This window comes from Planctomycetota bacterium, assembly GCA_016872555.1.
In the GTDB taxonomy this organism is placed as follows: Bacteria; Planctomycetota; Planctomycetia; order Pirellulales; family UBA1268; genus F1-20-MAGs016.
The window spans coordinates 1-16969 of the sequence record VGZO01000064.1 but is presented as its reverse complement, the minus strand read 5'-3'; the positions used below and the strand labels follow the sequence as shown (position 1 = coordinate 16969).

The window sequence follows — 16969 nt, the reverse complement described above, 5'->3', positions numbered from 1 at the left end:
AGAGCACCGGCTCCAGTCCGGCCGGCATCAGCGACCGCGGCAGCGTGGAGATGCTCTCGATCTCCCCGCGGCGGATCACCCGGTCGGCCCCGCCGGCAAGCCGCAGCGTGAGGCTCCCGGGAGTCTCGGCGACGACGATCCCCTGCACGGGCACTCCCTCGTCGGTGACCACGACGGTCGCCGCGTAGCGCTGCTCGACGGCCCGGTCGGGATCGAAGATCGCTTCGAGGATCTGCGGGGCGGGCTTGCGCCCCACCGTCGCCAAGTCGGGCCCGAGCTCCACGCCGGTGTCGCCGAGCCGATGGCAGGCGGCGCAGCCGGCCCGGGTGAACACGGCCCGGCCACGCGCCGGATCACCCGGCTTTCCGACCGCTTCTACATAGCGCGCGACGACCGCCTGCCGGTCGGGATCGGCCGGCGCGAGGACCGGCGACGGCACCGGCTTGGGCGCGCGTCCCGGATGGACCTCGACCAGCTCCGCCTCCCCCTCGGCCAGCTCGCTCCCGCCGGCGGCCACCAGCGCCGCCCCCCGCACCCGTGGCCACTCGCGCGCCAGCCGGCTCACCAACTCGCCCGCCGGGAGCAGCCCGAGACAGTCGAGCGTGAACGCCGCCTGCACACGCACCGCCGGCGACTCGTCGTCGAGCAGGGGGCGCACGGCCGCCTCGTCGTCAACAGCGCCGCGCTCCAGGGCGCGGCGCTGCGCCGTGTCGCGGGCCCAGCCGTTGGCCGAGGCGAGGCTCACGCTGGCGCGCCTGCCGGGGTGGCCCGGCGGGGCGATCCGCCAGATGCGCCCGAGCGTCTCGCCCCCGCGAAGCTGCATCCGCCGCGCCATCTCGGCCGGCACCCACTCGGGATGCTCGAGGACCAGCCGCGCCATGTCGACGACGTACAGCGCCCCGTCGGGGCCGGTGCGGGCCATGATCGGCCGGAACCAGTGATCGGTGCTGGTGAGAAACTCGCGCTCGGCGTCGTCGGCATGGCGCGTGGCGGCGATCGTCGGCCCCGAGTAGTCGAGGACGCGCCGGACGACGAGGTTGTGGGCCGGCTCGGCGATGAAGATCGCCGCCGCCCCGGCGGGCCCGAGGACGACGTCGCGATACGGCATCGGATGGCAGGCGCTGGTCACCATCCCCGCCTGGCTGGCCTGGTTGAGGCGCCGTTGCGGCGGGGTGTCGAGGCGCACGCGCCGGTCGGGCGTGAGGTCGGCACGCGGCCGGGGCACGACGACGTCGGGGTGGCGCTCGAGGTGGGCCAGTGGCAGCCAGTAGTGCCAGCCGGGCACGGCGTTGTTGGTGCCGAACCAATTGCCGAAATCATCGCGCCACTTGCCGACCTGCGTCATCCCGACTTCGCGGCGAAACGCCCCCGAGCGCGGGTCGAACCGGAAGTCGTAGCGCCCAAGGTCGATCCGCTCGCCGGACCGGACGCACTCCACGGTCCCGCCGCTGTCGCCATTGGCGCCGTGGAACCAGCCGTCGAGCCCGAGGCAGAAGCCGTTGACCAGATGCTGCGGATTGCCGGCGGTGAACCCGGTGAACCAGGTCTCGCGCCGGTCGCAGCGGCCGTCGCCGTCGTCGTCGCGCGCGAAGAAGATCTCCGGCACCCCGGCCACGAACACGCCGCCGTCCCAGCAGGCCAGGCCGGTCACGTGGCGCAGGCCGTCGAGAAACAGCACGCTCGATTCATAAACGCCGTCTTCGTCGGCATCCTCGAGGATCCGGATCCGCGACTGCATCAACCCGCGTTCCGCTCCCTCGCCGGGAACGCCGTCGCGCCAGGTCACCGAGCCGTCGTCGGTCGCCTCCCCCTCGGCAAACGGATAGTCGCCCATCTCGGCGACCCACATCCGCCCGCGCTCGTCGAAGTCGATCGCCACCGGATCGATCACCGCCGGCTCGGCGGCGGCAAGCGACACCACCAGGCCCTCAGGCACACGCAGCGCCGCCAGCGCCTCGGCCGGCGACTTCGGCGGCGGCCCTGGCACGCGGAGCAACTCGTCGCGCCCGACGCGGACATCCCCCGCCACGAGCTCGCCATCGGCGTAAAGCACGCCGTCGCGGTCGAGCCGGGGCAGGGCAGCGGCGTCGCCCGGCTTCCCCTCGCGGAGGACGCGCGTCCAGCCGGTCTTCCACTCCAGATGATCGGCGGCCGCTGCCGGCGGCACGAACAGCCACACGCCGTAGCCCTCGGCGTTGGAGACGACGAAATCCTCGTGGCCGTCGCCATTGAGGTCGGCGCGGACGACGCCGCCGAAGCGTGCCACCTCGGGCAGTTCCGGCTCGTCGGCACCGGCGACGGTCACCGCGACGGCGGCGACGATCGACCCCAACAGGGCGTGGCGCGGGGGCATGGCGGTGGCTCCGGGTCGCCGGCACGGGGGGGCCGGCCACGTGATCATAGATCGTCGCCGGTCAGCGGCCGAGCCGATCGAGGACGGTGCGCGTGATCCGCTCGACGACCGGGTCGCGGCCGGCGAGGCCGTGGGCCCAATCGGTCGAGCCTACCGTCACGACCGTGCCCCCCGGGGAATCGCCGGCCCCGGCGGCCGTGTAGCACCCGACGACGGCGTTGCCGACGCGGTCGGCCGGAAAGCGGTCGTAAAATAGCGCGTCTTCGGGGTGCCACTTGGCCGGTGCCGTGGCGACGATCTCGAACCCCGCGGGCGTGCCGTCGCGGCCGGTGGGGAAGGGGAGCCCGTCGCGCCACTCGATCTCGCACCCGTCACACTCATAGCCGACGATCGTGTCTTTCCCGCCGAATTCGTCGCCGCGGCCGAGCCCCGTGCCGGCCAGGAGCCAGTGGTCGGGGCGGTGGACGGTGTAAGCGCCGGAGCCGTCCATCAACTGGCCATGGCTGCGGTGGTACCCGCCGAACAGGAACCCAACGCCGGTGAGCCGGTTTTCCGGCCGCGCGACGAGGTGGTGGCTCCATAGCGTCGACAGCCGCGCGTGGTCGCCGCCGGGAAACACCGGGTCCATCACCCAGCGCTGCTTCCAGCTCACCAGTGCCGTCCCCTCGTCTTCGGCCCGCACCTGCCAGCAGCAGGTGTTGCCGCTGAAGAAGGCGGCGTTGCCACCGCGGGCGATGAACGCCTCGAGGTGGTCGCGCATCAGCGCCGACCAGTACTCGTCGTGGCCGACCGAGAGCACGAGCCGGTAGGCTGCCAGCGCCGCCGGGTCGGTCTCGAGATCGAGGTTGGCGGCGAACTCGAGCGGGTGGCCGGCAGCTTCGGCCCAGGCGACGAACGCCCGCTCCCACTGGGAAAACTGGCTGGCTGGCGGCCGCAGGAAGCTCACCCGGTGCCCCTGCACGCCCGCCCGGCCGTTGTAGGCATACAGGCTCTGGCCGCCCCAGTTGTTGTAGGCGGAGTAGGTGTTGGTCGCGAGTTGGAGGAGGACCTTCGACGTCGCCCCGGGCACGGCGGGGCGGACGATGAAGAAGCAGGTCGCCTCGGCAGTGCGCCGCCCGCGCTGCACGTAGCGGCCGCCGCCGTCGGCGACGCGAAACACCACCTCGTAGTAGCCGCTCTTCCACTCCGCCGGCACCGGCAGCCGGAACGCCACCGGCCAGCCGCAGCCCGACGCCGATGCCTGCTCGGGAATCGGCGCCTCGCTGCCGGCGATGCCCTCCTTGGAGAGCACCACCTCGCGCTTCGCCCCGATCCGGGCGATCTCGACGGCAAACGCCGGCGCCGACGTGGAGACGTGGAGGGCGAGCTCCTCACCGGGGCGGAGGCTGACCCGGCCGGCGTAGCCCTCGACGAACAGCCCGCGCGGGTCGCTGGTGTCGGCGGCCGCGGCGAGGGCGGGCAGGAGGATCGCCAGCGCCCACGTCAGCCGGCGGTGGATCGGCATCGGGTCACTCCGGGAATGGATGGCGCGCGACTCACTCGATCCGCCACAGCTGCCCCTCGGTGCGGACGAGGACGGCGCTGTCGACGAACGCCGGGGTCGCCAGGGCCGCCTCGGCGAAGTCGCAGCTCCCCAGCTCCTTCCATTCCTTGCCGACGCCGAAGATCGTGGCCACACCGGCCTCGTCGATCACGTGGATCCGCCCACCGGCATGGACCGGCGACGCCGAAAAATTGCCGCCGATCCGGTGCCGCCAGTGGAGCGTGCCGGTGGCGACGTCGCGGCAGGAGACGATGCCGTTGTCGGCGACGAGGTAGATTTCGTCGCCGACGACCAGCGGCGAGGGGTTGTGGGGGATATTGTCGTCGGTCTTCCAGGCGACATGGGTGTCGGTCACGTCGCCCGAGCCGGTCGGCCGGATGGCGAGCAATTCCGCCGGGCCGTCGTAGCCGGTGCAGACGAACACCAGCCCGTGGGAAAACACCGGCCGGGGCACGACCGACCACTTGTTTGGGTAGCGCACCCGCCACAGCTCCGTGCCGGTCGCCGGGTCGTAGCTCACCACCTGGTGCGACGCCGGCGACACGATCTGCCGCCGCCCCTCGGCCTCGATTTCCAGCGGCGTGCAGAAGGAAAACCGCGGCGTCTGCGTCTCGGGGCGGACGCTCTTCCAGGCGAGGGCCCCGCTGCTCCGCTCGAGCGCCGCGATAAACGGCTCCTCGACGCCGTCGCCGTGAAACACCAGCCGAGCCCCTGAGAAGATCGGCGAGCCGCCAGCGCCGTGCTGCGGGTCGTAGGTCAGGCGGTCGTTGGCCCAGATCACCTTCCCGTCGAAATCGAGGCAGGCGGTGCCGTCGGCGCCGAAGTGGACGAACAGCCGCTCGTCGTCGGCGAGCGGCGTCGGGCTGGCGTGGGAATTTTTCTTGTGAAGTTTCCCGGCAGCCGCCTTGCTGAAAATCTCGTGATCCCAGCGGACCGCTCCGGTGGGCAGGTCGAGGCAGACGACGCGCAGCGACTGGTGCTGGGGCGGATCCTCGCCCGAGGGCACGGCGGTCGTGAGATAGATCCGCTCACCGCGGACGATCGGGCTCGACCAGCCCTTGCCGGGGATCGGCACCTTCCAGCGGACGCTCGTGGCGAGATTCCAGGTGACCGGCGGGTTGCAGCCGACGGCATCGGCGCGCCCGCCGGGCCCGAGGAACGCCGGCCAATCACCGGCAGCCGCAGGCACCCCCGCGCTAGCGCCCGCCAGCGCGACGACGAGACTCATTTCGAGAATCGACCACCGCGCGGGACGCAGCGGCAAAACATGGAGCAGGCTGGCAGCCACGAGAGCGGGTCCTCGTCGGGGTCGCGGGGCGATCGATCGCGGTCGGCGCGCGTGCGCCGGGCCACGTCGGCTCCGCGGTGGCGGGCATGATACCGCTCGCCGCGACGCCGCGGCACGCTCGCGGGGGGATCAAGCTGGACAAGCCCTGCCCGATGTGCCGATACACCCGAAGTCAGCCGTGCAGGGAGGTCTGCCATGAACGAGCGAACCGGTTCCCTCCCCGCCGTCCGGATCACGTTGGCCGACGGGTCGACGGTGGTCGGCGGGCGGAACAGCCTCGCCAAGATGCTCGAGTTGGCGTTCAGCCCGCGGGTGGCTGCGGTGGCCCAGCCGGTGGCCGGAACGGCCCGGCCCCAGGCCAAGCCGGCCCGCCCCCGCCGCCAGCGCCGCCCCGCCTGAGGCCGCGATTCCCCGACCCAGCTCCTGCGGGCGGCTCGAGTGTGCAGAGTGCGGCGTCGCCGCGCCCGGTCCGGGCGAGCGTGACACCAGGCAGCCCGCGCCTCGACGGCTCAACCCGGCGGGCAGCGGGCTGGCGGCCAGCAACGCAGTACGGCATAATGCCGTATCAACTGATTGCCTCTCCGCGGAGCCCGGCCGATGGCCACCGCCAGCCACACCAAGATCACGATCCGTCAGCCGGATGCCTTGAAGAGGAAGATCGCCAAGGCAGCGGCCCTGCGTGGGATGACGGTCACCAGCTTCATCAACGGCATGCTGGAGATCGCCGCCGACCGCACGCTCCGGCGGATCCGGTCGCGCGACGCGACCGACCGCGACAGCGCCGAGTTGCTCGCGATGCTGCGAAAGCCGGCCACCCCCAACGCGGCCCTGCGCGGAGCGGTGCGGCGGCTGCGGGACCTGGAGCGTGGCTGAGGCGCTCCGATTCGAGCCGTTCGATCGGAAGCGACACGACCGGAGCCGATTCGCCTGTGGCGTCCCGGCGCTCGACGAGTATCTCCGGACGAGCCTCGGCCAGCATGGCAGGAAGGACCTCACCCGGGGCTACGTCGCCGTCGATCCTGCCGATGTCGTGGTGGGTTACTTCACGCTCGCCGCTGGCAGGCTCTCCGTAAACGTCCTCGGCGACCGTGGCCGCTTGCCGGCGCGGATGCCGTTGCCGACCACGCTGCTGGCGCGGCTCGCGGTAGACATGTCATGGCAGGGCCGCGGGATCGGGGCGGCGCTCCTGGCGTACGCGCTTCGCGTCGCCGTCGGAGGTGCCGAATCGATCGCCTCGGCGGTCATCGAAGTCGATGCCAAGGACGACACGGCTCGGTCGTTCTACGCCCGCTTCGGATTCCGCAGCCTGACCGACGACCACCTCCACATGTACCTCCCGATGGAGACCGCGCGCCGGGCGATCGGGCGAGCGTGACACCAGGCAGCCCGCGCCTCGACGGCTCAACCCAGCGGGCAGCGCGTCAGGACGGCGGCGCCGATCAAGCCGGCGAAGTGGTCGGCGAGGCGACCGGCGGATGCCGGGTGGCGCAGCACGACGCCGACTTCGATGTTGCGCCGCTGGGCGGCGTCGGTGAAATTGGCGCTGGTCACCAGGGCCTGCTCACGGTCGACGACGACGCACTTGGCGTGGAGGCTCGCCCGGCCGTCGCCGACCTCCAGCGAGCGCGGGTCGTAATACAGCGCCGGCAGCCGCTCCCAGGGCCAGTGCCGCGCGCGGAACTCGCGGGCGAACCGGGCGACGAGCTCGGCGGCGGGGGTCGGGTCGTTCCACGCCCGCTGGATGTCGAGGCACAACGTCACCACCAGCCGGGGTTCCTCCGCCATCCGCCGGGCGAGTGGCTCGAAGAGCCGTTTGCCGTCGTGGACCGCATACCCGACCAAGAGGATCTCGCGGCTGGCCGCCCGTACGAGCGTCTGCATCACCGCCGCGGTATCGGCCGTCGGCACCCCGGGCAGGTCGGGGCCGGAGAGCACGAGATCAAACAGGCTCGTCGGCTTGGGAGTGGCGACCACGGCGGACGCGATCCCCTCCACCACGACCGCGAGCTGCCGCGGCGCGAGCCCGTCGGCGGCGAGCTCACGCAGGAGCGCCGCCACGGCCGCGGCGTCCGTCCCCGCGACCTGCTCGACGCCATGGAGCGTGATCGCCTCGGAGAGCACGCCGTCGCGCAGCGACGAGGCGAGGGCCTCGAGCGCGGCGCCCGGCAGGCGGAGCAGGGGAGCGAACCGCGCCGCCGGCCCGCGCGCGGTCATCGGTCGGCATCCCGGAAAAACTCCACGCCGAGCCCCTCGACCGTGGGCACGACGAGGGCCCGGTCGAGGTAATCGTTGTGCTGCTCGCACGACGTCTCGGCGACCAGCAGGCAGCCGTGGCAGGCGGCGCCGTGGAGCCGCTGGTGGTCGTGCTCGCCGGGCCGATGGTACGCGCACACCGGGTCGCTCGAGCACAGCATGCCCTCGTCGAGCGCCCGCCGGACGTGGCGGCTGATCGACCGCCCTGCCAGCACCAGGCCGCCGAGCGTGCCCTCGGCATCGGACGAGCCGGTGTAGATGAGGATCCCGAACTGACCGTCGGAGGGCATGCAGAAGATCCGCTCGCGGATCGAGCTCGACGGATACCCGCACTCCAGCGCGATCGCCGTCATCAGCAGGTGGCTGAACGAGTGGAGCATGTAATAGATGACGCCCGGAAACTCGACCTTCACCTTCTTCTCGACTTTCCAGGCGTCGAAGCCCTCGACGAGCACGCGCCCCCGCGCGACCACCTCCGGCCGCGCCGCCCAGGCACCGACGGCCGCCGGATCGAACCGGACAAACACCCCCTCGCCACGGTTCTCGATCGCCGGCACCCAGGTCTGATCGACCGCCAGGGCGGCGCGCTTGGCATCGATCGACAGCTCCCCCTGAATGTCGGGCCCCTGCGGCTCGCACCGGGTGAATCCCGCCAGCGCCACCACCTCGCGCAGGCGATGAACGAGGACCACGTCGGCGACGCCGCCCATCCAGGGAGCTGCCCAGTGCTCGCGCGGCATCCGCCGGGCGTGGAAATCGCCGTCGGGCACGTCGGCCCCCGCCTCCTCCGCCGACTCGGCCAACGCCGAAAACTCGACCTCCTTGACGTTGCGCGCCACGCCCGACTCTCCCGCGCGCTGCCGCTCGATCGCCGCGAACACGTCGGCATCGGAAAACCCTTCGAGCCGCTCCTTGGGTGTCGGTTTCTTCCGTGCCTTGGCCAGGTCGGCAAACGACTCGACGTCGGCGAGGAAATCGGCCCACAGGGCGCGGACGGTGTCGTCGACCGGGCGGCGGCGGTCGGGAATCGAGATCACGCTGAGCAACTGCGGAAAGTAGGCGTTGCTGGCACTCCGCACGAGCAGCCGCGCCGGCAGGTCGCACGGCTCAGGCGCGACCGCACCGAGCCATGGGCGGCGACCGCTGCAGTAGCCCAGCGCCTTCACGCCCGCCCCCTCCGCCATCGACCGGCTGACGCCGCAGTCGCAGGCGACGAACACCTGCGCCAAATCACCGCTCGTGCCGCGCTCCTCGATCCACAACTGCCGCATGCAGCCGGTCCGGGCGCCGTGGACGAACTGCTTCCAATCGAGGTCGTCGACATGCCCGCGCGGGCAGGCGCGCACGAAGCGCACCGGCACGACCTGGAGCTGCGACCGGGATTCGGCATCGCGGTAGCGGCCGTTTTCGAGGGCGGCGGCATGCACGAGCCGGCGGCGGCGAAAGCGGCCGGCCCCCGGCCGCGACTCCTGCACGATGAACCAGGCGGGGAAGTTCCAGGCGGCCACGTCCGTGCGCGGCTCATTCGGGTGCTCGGGGGCCGGCGGCGGCGCGCGGAGCGTGACGGTGTCGCGATCGAGAAACGCGCGCAGCTTCTCGACCAGCCGCGGTTCCTCGATGACCGGGATCCGTGCCGGGTCGTAGCGCCAGTGGTCGAGCCCGGCGACGATCACCGAGCAGTCGGGGAGGTCGATCATCGACCCCGGGCCGAACGTCGTCACCAATTGGCTGCGGCGCAGTTGGTTGAGGGCCATCGCATCCCCTACGGCCGACGGACGGCGAGGATCACACTCGGCTCGACGTCGCGCATCGAACGGTTCGCCTTGAAGCGCCGCCGCGTCCGCCCGAGGTCGCGCAGCTCCGGATCGAGGAAGGTGTGCAGGAGCCGCGCACCGCCCCCCAGCTCACGCTGGTATTCCAGGTGCGTGCTCGACTGCCGCAGCTCCTCGACGATGTTCACCCAGTCGTCGAGGAGGCTCCGGCAGCGGTGGAGCACCTGGTCGTGGAGCTCCTGCCCGGCTGCCGCGGACGGGGGCCAGGCGTGGGCCCGCGCCCGCTCGGCGAGCCGCTCCGCGATCGCCTCGACGGCGGTGCGAAACTCGCCGACCGCTTCGGCGCCGCGCGGCGGCGTGAGCCGGGGGTCGAAGTGCCGCACCAGCGCTACCAGCGTGCCGACCAGCGCCCGGTCGAGCGCCCGCGGCGAAAACGGCGTCACGCTCGTCGCCTCGACCGACCGGTAGAACGACGCGTGGAAGCTGCCGAACCGCTCGTAGTGCGACCGATCGCGCGGCTTGTGGATGTTGAAGATCGTCACGACCAGCCCCGGGCGGTCCGGGTCGCGGCCGACGCGGCTGGTGGCCTGGATGTATTCGGCACTCGCCTTGGGCTGACCGAGGACGAGCATCAAGCCGAGGCGCGTGATGTCGAGGCCGACGGAGATCATGTTGGTGGCCAGGGCCGTGTCGACATGGTCGGGATCGGCAAACGGCTTGGCGAGCCGGCTCTTCGTCACCGACACCTGCCCGGTGCTGACGCGCGACGTCAGCTCGAGCACGTCGCGCTGGATCGAGCGCCGGGCAAACAGCATGTCGGCGGGCTCGACGCGCCGCCGGTTGCCATATTCCTCGAGGCGCGTGCAGACCTCGTCTTCGACGATCCGCCGGCTGCCCCCCAATTCGCGCAGGCTGTTGAAGTAGCCGAGCGACGTCATGTAGGGATCGACCGGATTCATCGCGTTCTTCGCGCCGCCATGCTCTTCCCAGAGGCGCTGGGCCGCCGCCGCCAGCGCCAGGGTCGTGCGGAGAAACACCACCTTCTGGCTGCGCCCCTGCGCCGCCACGCCGACATACATCCGCGCCGGGCGGCTCGTCGCCGGCACGGTGACGGCGAAGAAGCTGTCGCGCCGGTCGGGGCCGGGCGGCGGGAAGACCTGGGTCTCGAGCCGCTCGAACAGTGCCCTGACCTGCGTGTGGGCACGGCGCACCGTCGCCGTGCTGGCGACGATCTTCGGCCGGACCGTCCGCCCGTCGCGCTGCCGCGAGGCGAGCATGTCGATCGCCGATTCATACACCCCCGCGATCGTGCCCAGCGGCCCCGAGATCAGATGCAGCTCGTCTTGGATCACGAGCTCCGGCCCGGGCAGCGATGCGGCTCCCAACGGCGCCCCGTCGTCGGGGTCGCACGGCCCGTAAAACCCGTCGGCGTCGTGGCGGTCGACGAGGCCAAACAGCGCCCCGGTGCGGCCGGTCCAGGGCAGGGCGGCGAACTTGTCGACCGTGGCGATGAGAAAGCAGGGCAGCCGGCGGTAGACCGGCTCGTCGACGGCGACGATCGGCAGCGGACTGTCGCCCGAGAAATCACAGGCGTGGTCGCTGCAGGTGACGCGGAGATCGTGCGGCTCGCGGTCATTGGGCACGAGCCGAAACGACTCCGCCGTGAACGGCGCACCGCACCACGGGCATTCCTCGATCGGGATCGGCGCCGGGTGGGCCCCCGGATGGCGCTTGAACCGGTTGGTCCGCGCATACGCCGTCTCGTCGTGCCCGGGCGCATTGTCGCCCCGTTTCCCGATCCGGTTGGGCGTGGCGGCGCTCCCGACCCAGAGGCCGATCTCGAACGGCCACGACCCGAGCCGGCGGGTGTCGCGCCGTCGCTCGAGCTCCAGGGCACAGACCAGCGCCGCGGCGCGGCCGAGCTGGTCGAGCGTGAGCAGCCGCAGCGTGTAGCGCATCAGCACGGCGACGCCGCAGCCGCGCGGCGTGCCGTGGCGCAGCCGGCGGAGCACGATCGCGTAGGCGGCGAGGCCCAGATAGGCCTCGGTCTTTCCGCCACCGGTGGGAAAAAACAGCAGATCGACCCGCTCCCGATCGGCATGGGCCTCGTCGGTGAGGCCATTGATCGCCAGGAGGATGAACGCGAGCTGAAACGGCCGCCACGCCGGCGCCGGCAGGTCGGCGGGCGCGCCGGCGCGGCCGCGCGAATACCAGGTGCGGCGACGGGCGGCGTGGGCCATCGCCCGGTTGGCCGTGCGAAACGCGTCGAGAGCCGCCGGCTGCGTGGCCAGTGTGGCGATGCCGGCCTCGATCCGCCGGGCCGCGGTCTTCATCGTCGCCAGCATCGCCGTCACGGTCTCGCGGCGGTGCTCGTCCATTCCCGCCCCGACCGCGGCCTGCGTCTCGATCCACGCCCGATACGCCGCGACGATCGGCAGCAGCGCCGCCGTCGCGGCAGCGCCGTCGGCCAGCGCCCCGAGTTGTTCCATGCCGAGCACGACGCCGTCGAGGCTGCGGGGTTCGACCCGTTCCACCGCCGCCTCGGGAATCCATTCGGTCTCGACCGCCCGGCACGCGCCGCGCTCGTCGACGATCCCGCGGGCCGAGACCCCGTGGCCGACCGCATGTTCGAGCACGTCGCGATACTGGACGTCGGCGATCTTCTCGTCCGACTCTTCGCCGTCGCGCAGGTCCGGCCTGCCGACGAAGAGCGCGCCGGCCGGCGTCTCGAGGCGCAGCCGCGGCTGGAACACGAACCGCGAATAGGGCCGCTCGGCGTCGGGGATCCGCTCGTTGACGAGAAACACCGCCACGCTGCGCGTGCCGGCCGGGAGCTTGCCAGCGGCCCGGGCCGCGGCGGGCACGTCGCGCACCGTGGCGACGAGCACCAGGCCCGCGGATCCCTCGAGGGCCGTGCGCGACGGCTTCCCGCGCGCTGCCGCGAGGTCGATCGTGGCCCGTGCGTGCCGGGGCTGCCGCCGGTAGCCGCGCGGCCCCGCGACGGCCTTCTGCACCGCCCCGACCGCTCCGGCGGCCTGCGTCGCCGACCCGTCCGCCGCCTCCGATCCCTGCGGCCCTTCGTAGGCGTAGTCACCCCATTCCACGGTCGCGGCCAGCGTCTCCACGCCGCCGGGCAGGAGCACGCTGACCCCGAGTGAACTGGGGAGCAGCCCCTTCTTGCCCGCCGTCCGGTCGATCTCGGCCCCGTCGTCGCTGGCCGGCTGCTCCGCCGGGCTGTCGATCGGGTCGTCCTCGGCGTCGTCCTCCGACTTGCTCTCGCACGGCAGCGTCGTCGGCACCAGGTAGCCGGTCAGATACCAACGGCGCGGCGACTCCGGCAACAGCTCGCCGGCGAAAGGATGATCGTTCGTCGGCCCGACGAGATCGAGCCGTAGCGCCTCGACGAGGCGGGCCCGGATCTGCGCGGACGACACGGCGGAGGCGGTCACGAAGGCCCTTCACGGGGAGCACGGAGCCGGCGGCAGCCGGCCGACCCGGACGGGGGGGAGCGTACCCCGGTGCCGCCCCGATCGGCAAGGTATCCAACTGTCAGTCAGCGCGCATTAGCGGCCATCAATCGGCGCCTGACACGTGGCCATCATCACGGAGCATTTGACCTACCGGTCTTTCAGCGGCAGTGCCGCTGAAGGAGTCCTGTGATGGCGATTAGCTGAAGATGACGATGGTTGAGACGATACAGCCGATTCGATCGGCGGGCCTGTCGTGCCGACAGAATGCCGGCCGGCTCGGAGTCGGGGATTTGGACATAGAAGACCGGCTGACGGTTGCCGATCTCCTCCATGGCTCGTTGGATCAGGCTCGTCTTGCCGATCCGGCGTCGCCCGGTGACCTTCGCGAGGAACCACCGCTTGCGGTTGAGCTCCCGCTCCAGCTCCGCAAGCTGTTCTGTCCGGCCGTAAAACCGCCATTCAGCCATGCGCGTACCTCGGGAGACAAAGCCGCCGCCACACTAAGATAAAGCGACTTTATCTCCCCGGAGATCAGTCTGCAAGTCATTCACTGGATTCACTTTATGGCTTGTCATTCATTGGGATGGAGCCCTCCATGGACTCCCCGCACCACAGGGCCCCGGGATGGGGCGAATGCGGGCAGCCCAGCCGAGAGTGCGGCTGGATCGAGCAGCTGCAAGGAAGCCGCCACGGTCGGCACTTCTGGCCAGCCACCATTCACCGCCGCTGCGGCTGCACCGCAGCCGGCGGGAAGGCTTCGAGGGAGTCGATCGCTGCGGGAAGCTGCCTCGTCGTGCTGAACGCCGCCGGCGGCTCGGCGGCTCGGCGGCGACGTCCGTGACGTCCGTGACGCTCTCGTCGGTCCCTCGCTGCCATCGTCACGCCGTCACGGCATCGCGTGGACGTCGGTTGCGACCCATCCTGTCGGTGTCGGCTTGCCGACGAGGGCTTTGCCCGCGAGCGTGAGCCCCGACACCTCGCCGAGCGCGATCACGGCGAACACCTTCCGGTTGAACCCGAGAAACGACTTCGCACCGTGGAGGATGTGGGCCTTCTTGGTAGCCGACGACACCACGCTGCAACTCGTGAATCCCTGAAACACGGCAGGTGCCGTGCGGGCAAGAAAGCCGGGATCTGCGAAGCGCGCACCGGTCCGCGTGCCGTCGAGCACCTGCCGCAGGCCGACGAACTCGCCCGAAGCATTGATCAGCCGCTTGTCGAACCGCAGGCCGCAGAGCGCGCAGAGGCCCGTGTCGCTGCTCGGGAGCAGCGCGTCGGTCCACGCGCACCGGCCCGTCTCGCGCACCGCCGCGACGCGCCCGTCTTCGAGGGTGACGGCGCGATCAGGGAGGAGCCACATGCCGGAGAGCGCGCTTTTCGCCAGCTCGTCCGGGAGCCCCTTGGTGCCGGTGATCCCGCAGGCGTGCAGCTCGCTCTCGTCGCCGGCTCGGCCCGAAATCTCCGACATGCGGAGGCGCTCCTTCGCCAGCGTTTTGCCCGAGTAGGCCGACACCGCGCAGTCGGCCTCCCGCAGATAGACGCCGCTGAACTCGCAGCACCTCGCCTCGCTCCGGTGCCCCACCGTCGTGCCATCGGCGAGCCGAACGGCTTCGTCGCGTCGAAACCGTTTGCCGGATAGATCACTCGTCACGCGCTCGTCGTCGATGACCGCGGCGCCCGTCACCTCGCATGTCGTGGCCCGATCGGGCACGACGTAGCGCCCCGACACCGCGCTTTGCACGAGCGCCGACCGCAGCGCCACGCCCCCCGTCAGGCAGCAGGTTTCGGCCTCCGTCCGCAGGATCCGCTTGCCGGTGATCGGGCAGGTGATGCACTCCTCTGCCAGCGCATACCCACCCCCCGCCTCGCTCCGCTGCATGAGGTGCCGCAGGGCCCGCACGCCGCTGACCTGGCAGACCTCGAGGCACTCGGCGGGCAGCACCTGACCGGTCACATCGCACCGCTGGCGCTCGGGCTGCCGCGTTACCGCGCCACCGGCGATCGTGATCCGCGACCGATACGGCGCGGACTCGCCGACCCGGTAGGCGACGTCGACCGCTTGCTCGCCGCCGACAACGTATTCCACGGCGGCCGCCTCCGCCGTCACGCCCGGGGCGAGATCGTTGACGAGTTTTTCCCGGCGTTCCCCGGCATCGGTCTTGGCGAGCTCGCGCTCGAGACGCTGCTGGTAGAACGTGCGGAATTGCCCGATATCGGGATCTTCGGCCGCGCGCGCCTCGACGAGCCGTTCCACGTCGGGGAAAACCGTCTTGGGATGGACCTGCGCCGCATCGAACGGCGCCACCGCGCCTTCGGCCACGGCCGTGATCTCGATGGCGACGACCTTCTCGTAGCTGTCGACGGCATTGGCCGCGCGGGCTCGGCAGTGCACCCGGCCGGTGACCGTGGCGCGGCCGGCGACCGGCTCGCAGCCGATGTACGACGCCCCCGGGATCTCACCCGACCATCGAGCGGCGATCGCCGCCGTCTCCTCGCGCGACAGCCGCTGGTCGGCCCCGTGCACCGCGCTGCGGTCGATCCAGCGCTGCACGAGCCGCTCGAAGGCGGGCTTGCCCGGCTGGTAGAGCTGCGGGGCCTGCCCCATGAACACCCCGGGCCGGACATGCCGCTCGAGAACCCCCGCATCGAACGCCAGTTGCACCCGTTCCCTGTTGGCATCGTGGCCCGTGAACAGTCCCGTGCCATCGTCGGCGACGGCCCAGCCTTCGCGCTCGAGCGCCGCGAGGACGAAGCTGGCCAGCGGCATCGACGGCGCGGCGGGAGTGAGCTTCGGCATCGGGATGTCGGCCTGATCGGGGTCGCTCATCGCCCCGAGCATGTCGTTCATCTCCGTCTCCTGTTCCTCGAGCAGCTTCCTCGCCTGTTCGATGCTCTCGACTCGCATCGCGGCCGCGCGCTCCTGATCCTGGCCGCAGAAGGCGCTCACGATCATGCTGCGGATCTGCTGGTCGAGCGACGTGCTGCCGGCGTCTTCGGAAGCCTCGAGCACGGCCTCGATGTCGCCGACCGTGTGGGCGATCACCTGCAGCTTCTCCATCAGGCGGGCCACGATCTGCTGCTCGGGGCTGTCTTGGTGGACGAGGTTGGCCACCCACACCGACTTGAACTGCGAACCGATGCGCTGCACGCGCCCGATCCGCTGCTCCACGATCATCGGATTCCACGGGAGGTCGTAGTTCACGAGCAAATTGGCAACCTGGCGATTCACCCCCTCCGCGCCCGCATCGGTGGAGATCACGACGTGGATCTCGGGATCCTTCTTCCGAAACGCCTCGATCGTCTTGCGATTCGCCGCCGGCTCACCGCCGCGGATGAATCCATGCGACACCCCCGCGTCGGCCAGCACCTTCCCGAGCATCGCCTGCGTCTCCCGCCGCGTGGTAAACACCACCATGCGCCAGTCGGGCCGCTGGGGCCGCAGGATGCCGACGATCTCGAGCAATTGCCCCGCCTTCGCCGGCATCGCCACGCGCCCCGCCAGCGCCCCCACCTCGAGGGCGATCTCGGCGGCTTGCGACCCGGGCCTGGCCATGTGGGCCACCTGGTGGGCGAGGGCGGCCGGGCTGCTCATCAGCGCCACGAGCAGACTGGTCTGTTCGACCGCGGAAAACTTCGCGATCGCCCCGCTGACGATCCGCTCGAGCTCCGTCTCCTCCGCAGTCGCCTTCACCGGATACGTCTTCACGTTCCGCTCGGGAAACACGAGCCGTGCCTCGCCCCGGCGCGTGCGAAACATGTACGACCCGACGATCTTCCGAAACTCCTCGACATGCTCCTTCCGCAACCGTCGGGCGACCTGCTTGCCATCGGCGATGAACCGCGCCGCGAACTGCGAAGGGTTTCCGAACGGGTTGGTATGCCCCCGGGCGACGGCGAGGCAATCGACGAGCGAATAGATGTCCCACAGCCGGTTCTGGATCGGCGTGGCCGTGAGCATGAGCACATACTTGAAGGCCCGTGCCCGGAGGGCCTCGAAGATCGCCTTGGCCATCCTTGGCGGCGTCGGCGACCCGTGGAGGTTTCGCACCTTGTGCGCCTCGTCGAGGATCAGCATGTCGAATCCGCTCGCCTGCCCCGACTCGAGGAATCCGCTCGCCGACTGGTAGGTGGTCACGATCACCGGCTCGGTCCGATGGGCCGCGCCCGGGAGCTCGGCGCCGGTGGCCCCATAGGCATCGATGCCGAACTTCGACCCGAGCTCCTCGACCCACTGATCGATGAGGATCTTCGGGCAGATCACCAGCACCCGCGCCACCCGCCCGCGCTTCA

General features: G+C 71.2%; 11 protein-coding genes. 3 read left to right on the top strand and 8 right to left on the bottom strand.

All coding sequences use genetic code 11. The features are described from left to right. The 3 genes from FJ309_15505 to FJ309_15495 form a co-directional block, all read right to left on the bottom strand. On the bottom strand, positions 1-2353 hold a 2353-nt coding region (locus FJ309_15505), incomplete at its 3' end, for a c-type cytochrome (GenBank protein ID MBM3955990.1). 61 nt (positions 2354-2414) lie between these two features. Beyond that, positions 2415-3815, bottom strand: coding sequence for a hypothetical protein (locus tag FJ309_15500; protein MBM3955989.1), 1401 nt, complete (start codon positions 3813-3815; stop codon positions 2415-2417). A gap of 73 nt (positions 3816-3888) precedes the next feature. Beyond that, positions 3889-5124, bottom strand: coding sequence for a serine/threonine protein kinase (locus FJ309_15495; GenBank protein MBM3955988.1), 1236 nt, complete (start codon positions 5122-5124; stop codon positions 3889-3891). Between the two features lie 255 nt (positions 5125-5379). On the opposite strand from FJ309_15495, the gene FJ309_15490 reads away from it, so the two are divergent. The 3 genes from FJ309_15490 (at position 5380) to FJ309_15480 (ending at position 6559) form a co-directional block, all read left to right on the top strand. Beyond that, entirely contained in the window at positions 5380-5583 is a 204-nt protein-coding gene (locus FJ309_15490; protein ID MBM3955987.1) for a hypothetical protein, read from the top strand. Positions 5584-5781: 198 nt separating this feature from the next. After that, on the top strand, positions 5782-6057 hold the full coding sequence (locus FJ309_15485; protein MBM3955986.1) for a DUF1778 domain-containing protein: 276 nt from the start codon (positions 5782-5784) through the stop codon (positions 6055-6057). After that, a complete protein-coding gene (locus tag FJ309_15480) occupies positions 6050-6559 on the top strand; it encodes a GNAT family N-acetyltransferase (protein ID MBM3955985.1) in 510 nt (169 codons plus the stop codon). Before FJ309_15485 ends, FJ309_15480 begins: the two co-directional genes overlap by 8 nt. A 26-nt stretch (positions 6560-6585) precedes the next feature. Here the strand turns inward: FJ309_15480 and FJ309_15475 are convergent, their stop codons facing one another. The 5 genes from FJ309_15475 to FJ309_15455 all read right to left on the bottom strand — a co-directional run. Beyond that, positions 6586-7398: a phospholipase gene (locus FJ309_15475; protein MBM3955984.1), complete on the bottom strand. Its 813-nt coding sequence runs from the start codon at positions 7396-7398 to the stop codon at positions 6586-6588. Further along, positions 7395-9191 carry a DUF1998 domain-containing protein gene (locus FJ309_15470; protein ID MBM3955983.1) on the bottom strand — a complete coding sequence of 599 codons (1797 nt, stop codon included), beginning with the start codon at positions 9189-9191 and terminating at the stop codon, positions 7395-7397. Before FJ309_15470 ends, FJ309_15475 begins: the two co-directional genes overlap by 4 nt. Positions 9192-9199: 8 nt before the next feature. Beyond that, positions 9200-12643, bottom strand: a complete 3444-nt coding sequence (locus tag FJ309_15465) for a helicase (GenBank protein MBM3955982.1) — start codon at positions 12641-12643, stop codon at positions 9200-9202. Positions 12644-12837: 194 nt separating this feature from the next. Beyond that, positions 12838-13146 carry an ATP-binding protein gene (locus FJ309_15460; protein ID MBM3955981.1) on the bottom strand — a complete coding sequence of 103 codons (309 nt, stop codon included), beginning with the start codon at positions 13144-13146 and terminating at the stop codon, positions 12838-12840. A 419-nt stretch (positions 13147-13565) separates the two neighbouring features. Further along, positions 13566-16969: DEAD/DEAH box helicase (locus FJ309_15455; GenBank protein MBM3955980.1), on the bottom strand; the 3404-nt coding region annotated here is incomplete at its 5' end.

Bases quoted from the DNA above. Each gene is read 5' to 3' on its own strand.
- FJ309_15490 (MBM3955987.1), top strand. From the start codon at position 5,380: ATGAACGAGCGAACCGGTTCCCTCCCCGCCGTCCGGATCACGTTGGCC.
- FJ309_15470 (MBM3955983.1), bottom strand. From the start codon at position 9,191: ATGGCCCTCAACCAACTGCGCCGCAGCCAATTGGTGACGACGTTCGGC.
- FJ309_15495 (MBM3955988.1), bottom strand. From the start codon at position 5,124: ATGAGTCTCGTCGTCGCGCTGGCGGGCGCTAGCGCGGGGGTGCCTGCG.
- FJ309_15460 (MBM3955981.1), bottom strand. From the start codon at position 13,146: ATGGCTGAATGGCGGTTTTACGGCCGGACAGAACAGCTTGCGGAGCTG.
- FJ309_15485 (MBM3955986.1), top strand. From the start codon at position 5,782: ATGGCCACCGCCAGCCACACCAAGATCACGATCCGTCAGCCGGATGCC.
- FJ309_15475 (MBM3955984.1), bottom strand. From the start codon at position 7,398: ATGACCGCGCGCGGGCCGGCGGCGCGGTTCGCTCCCCTGCTCCGCCTG.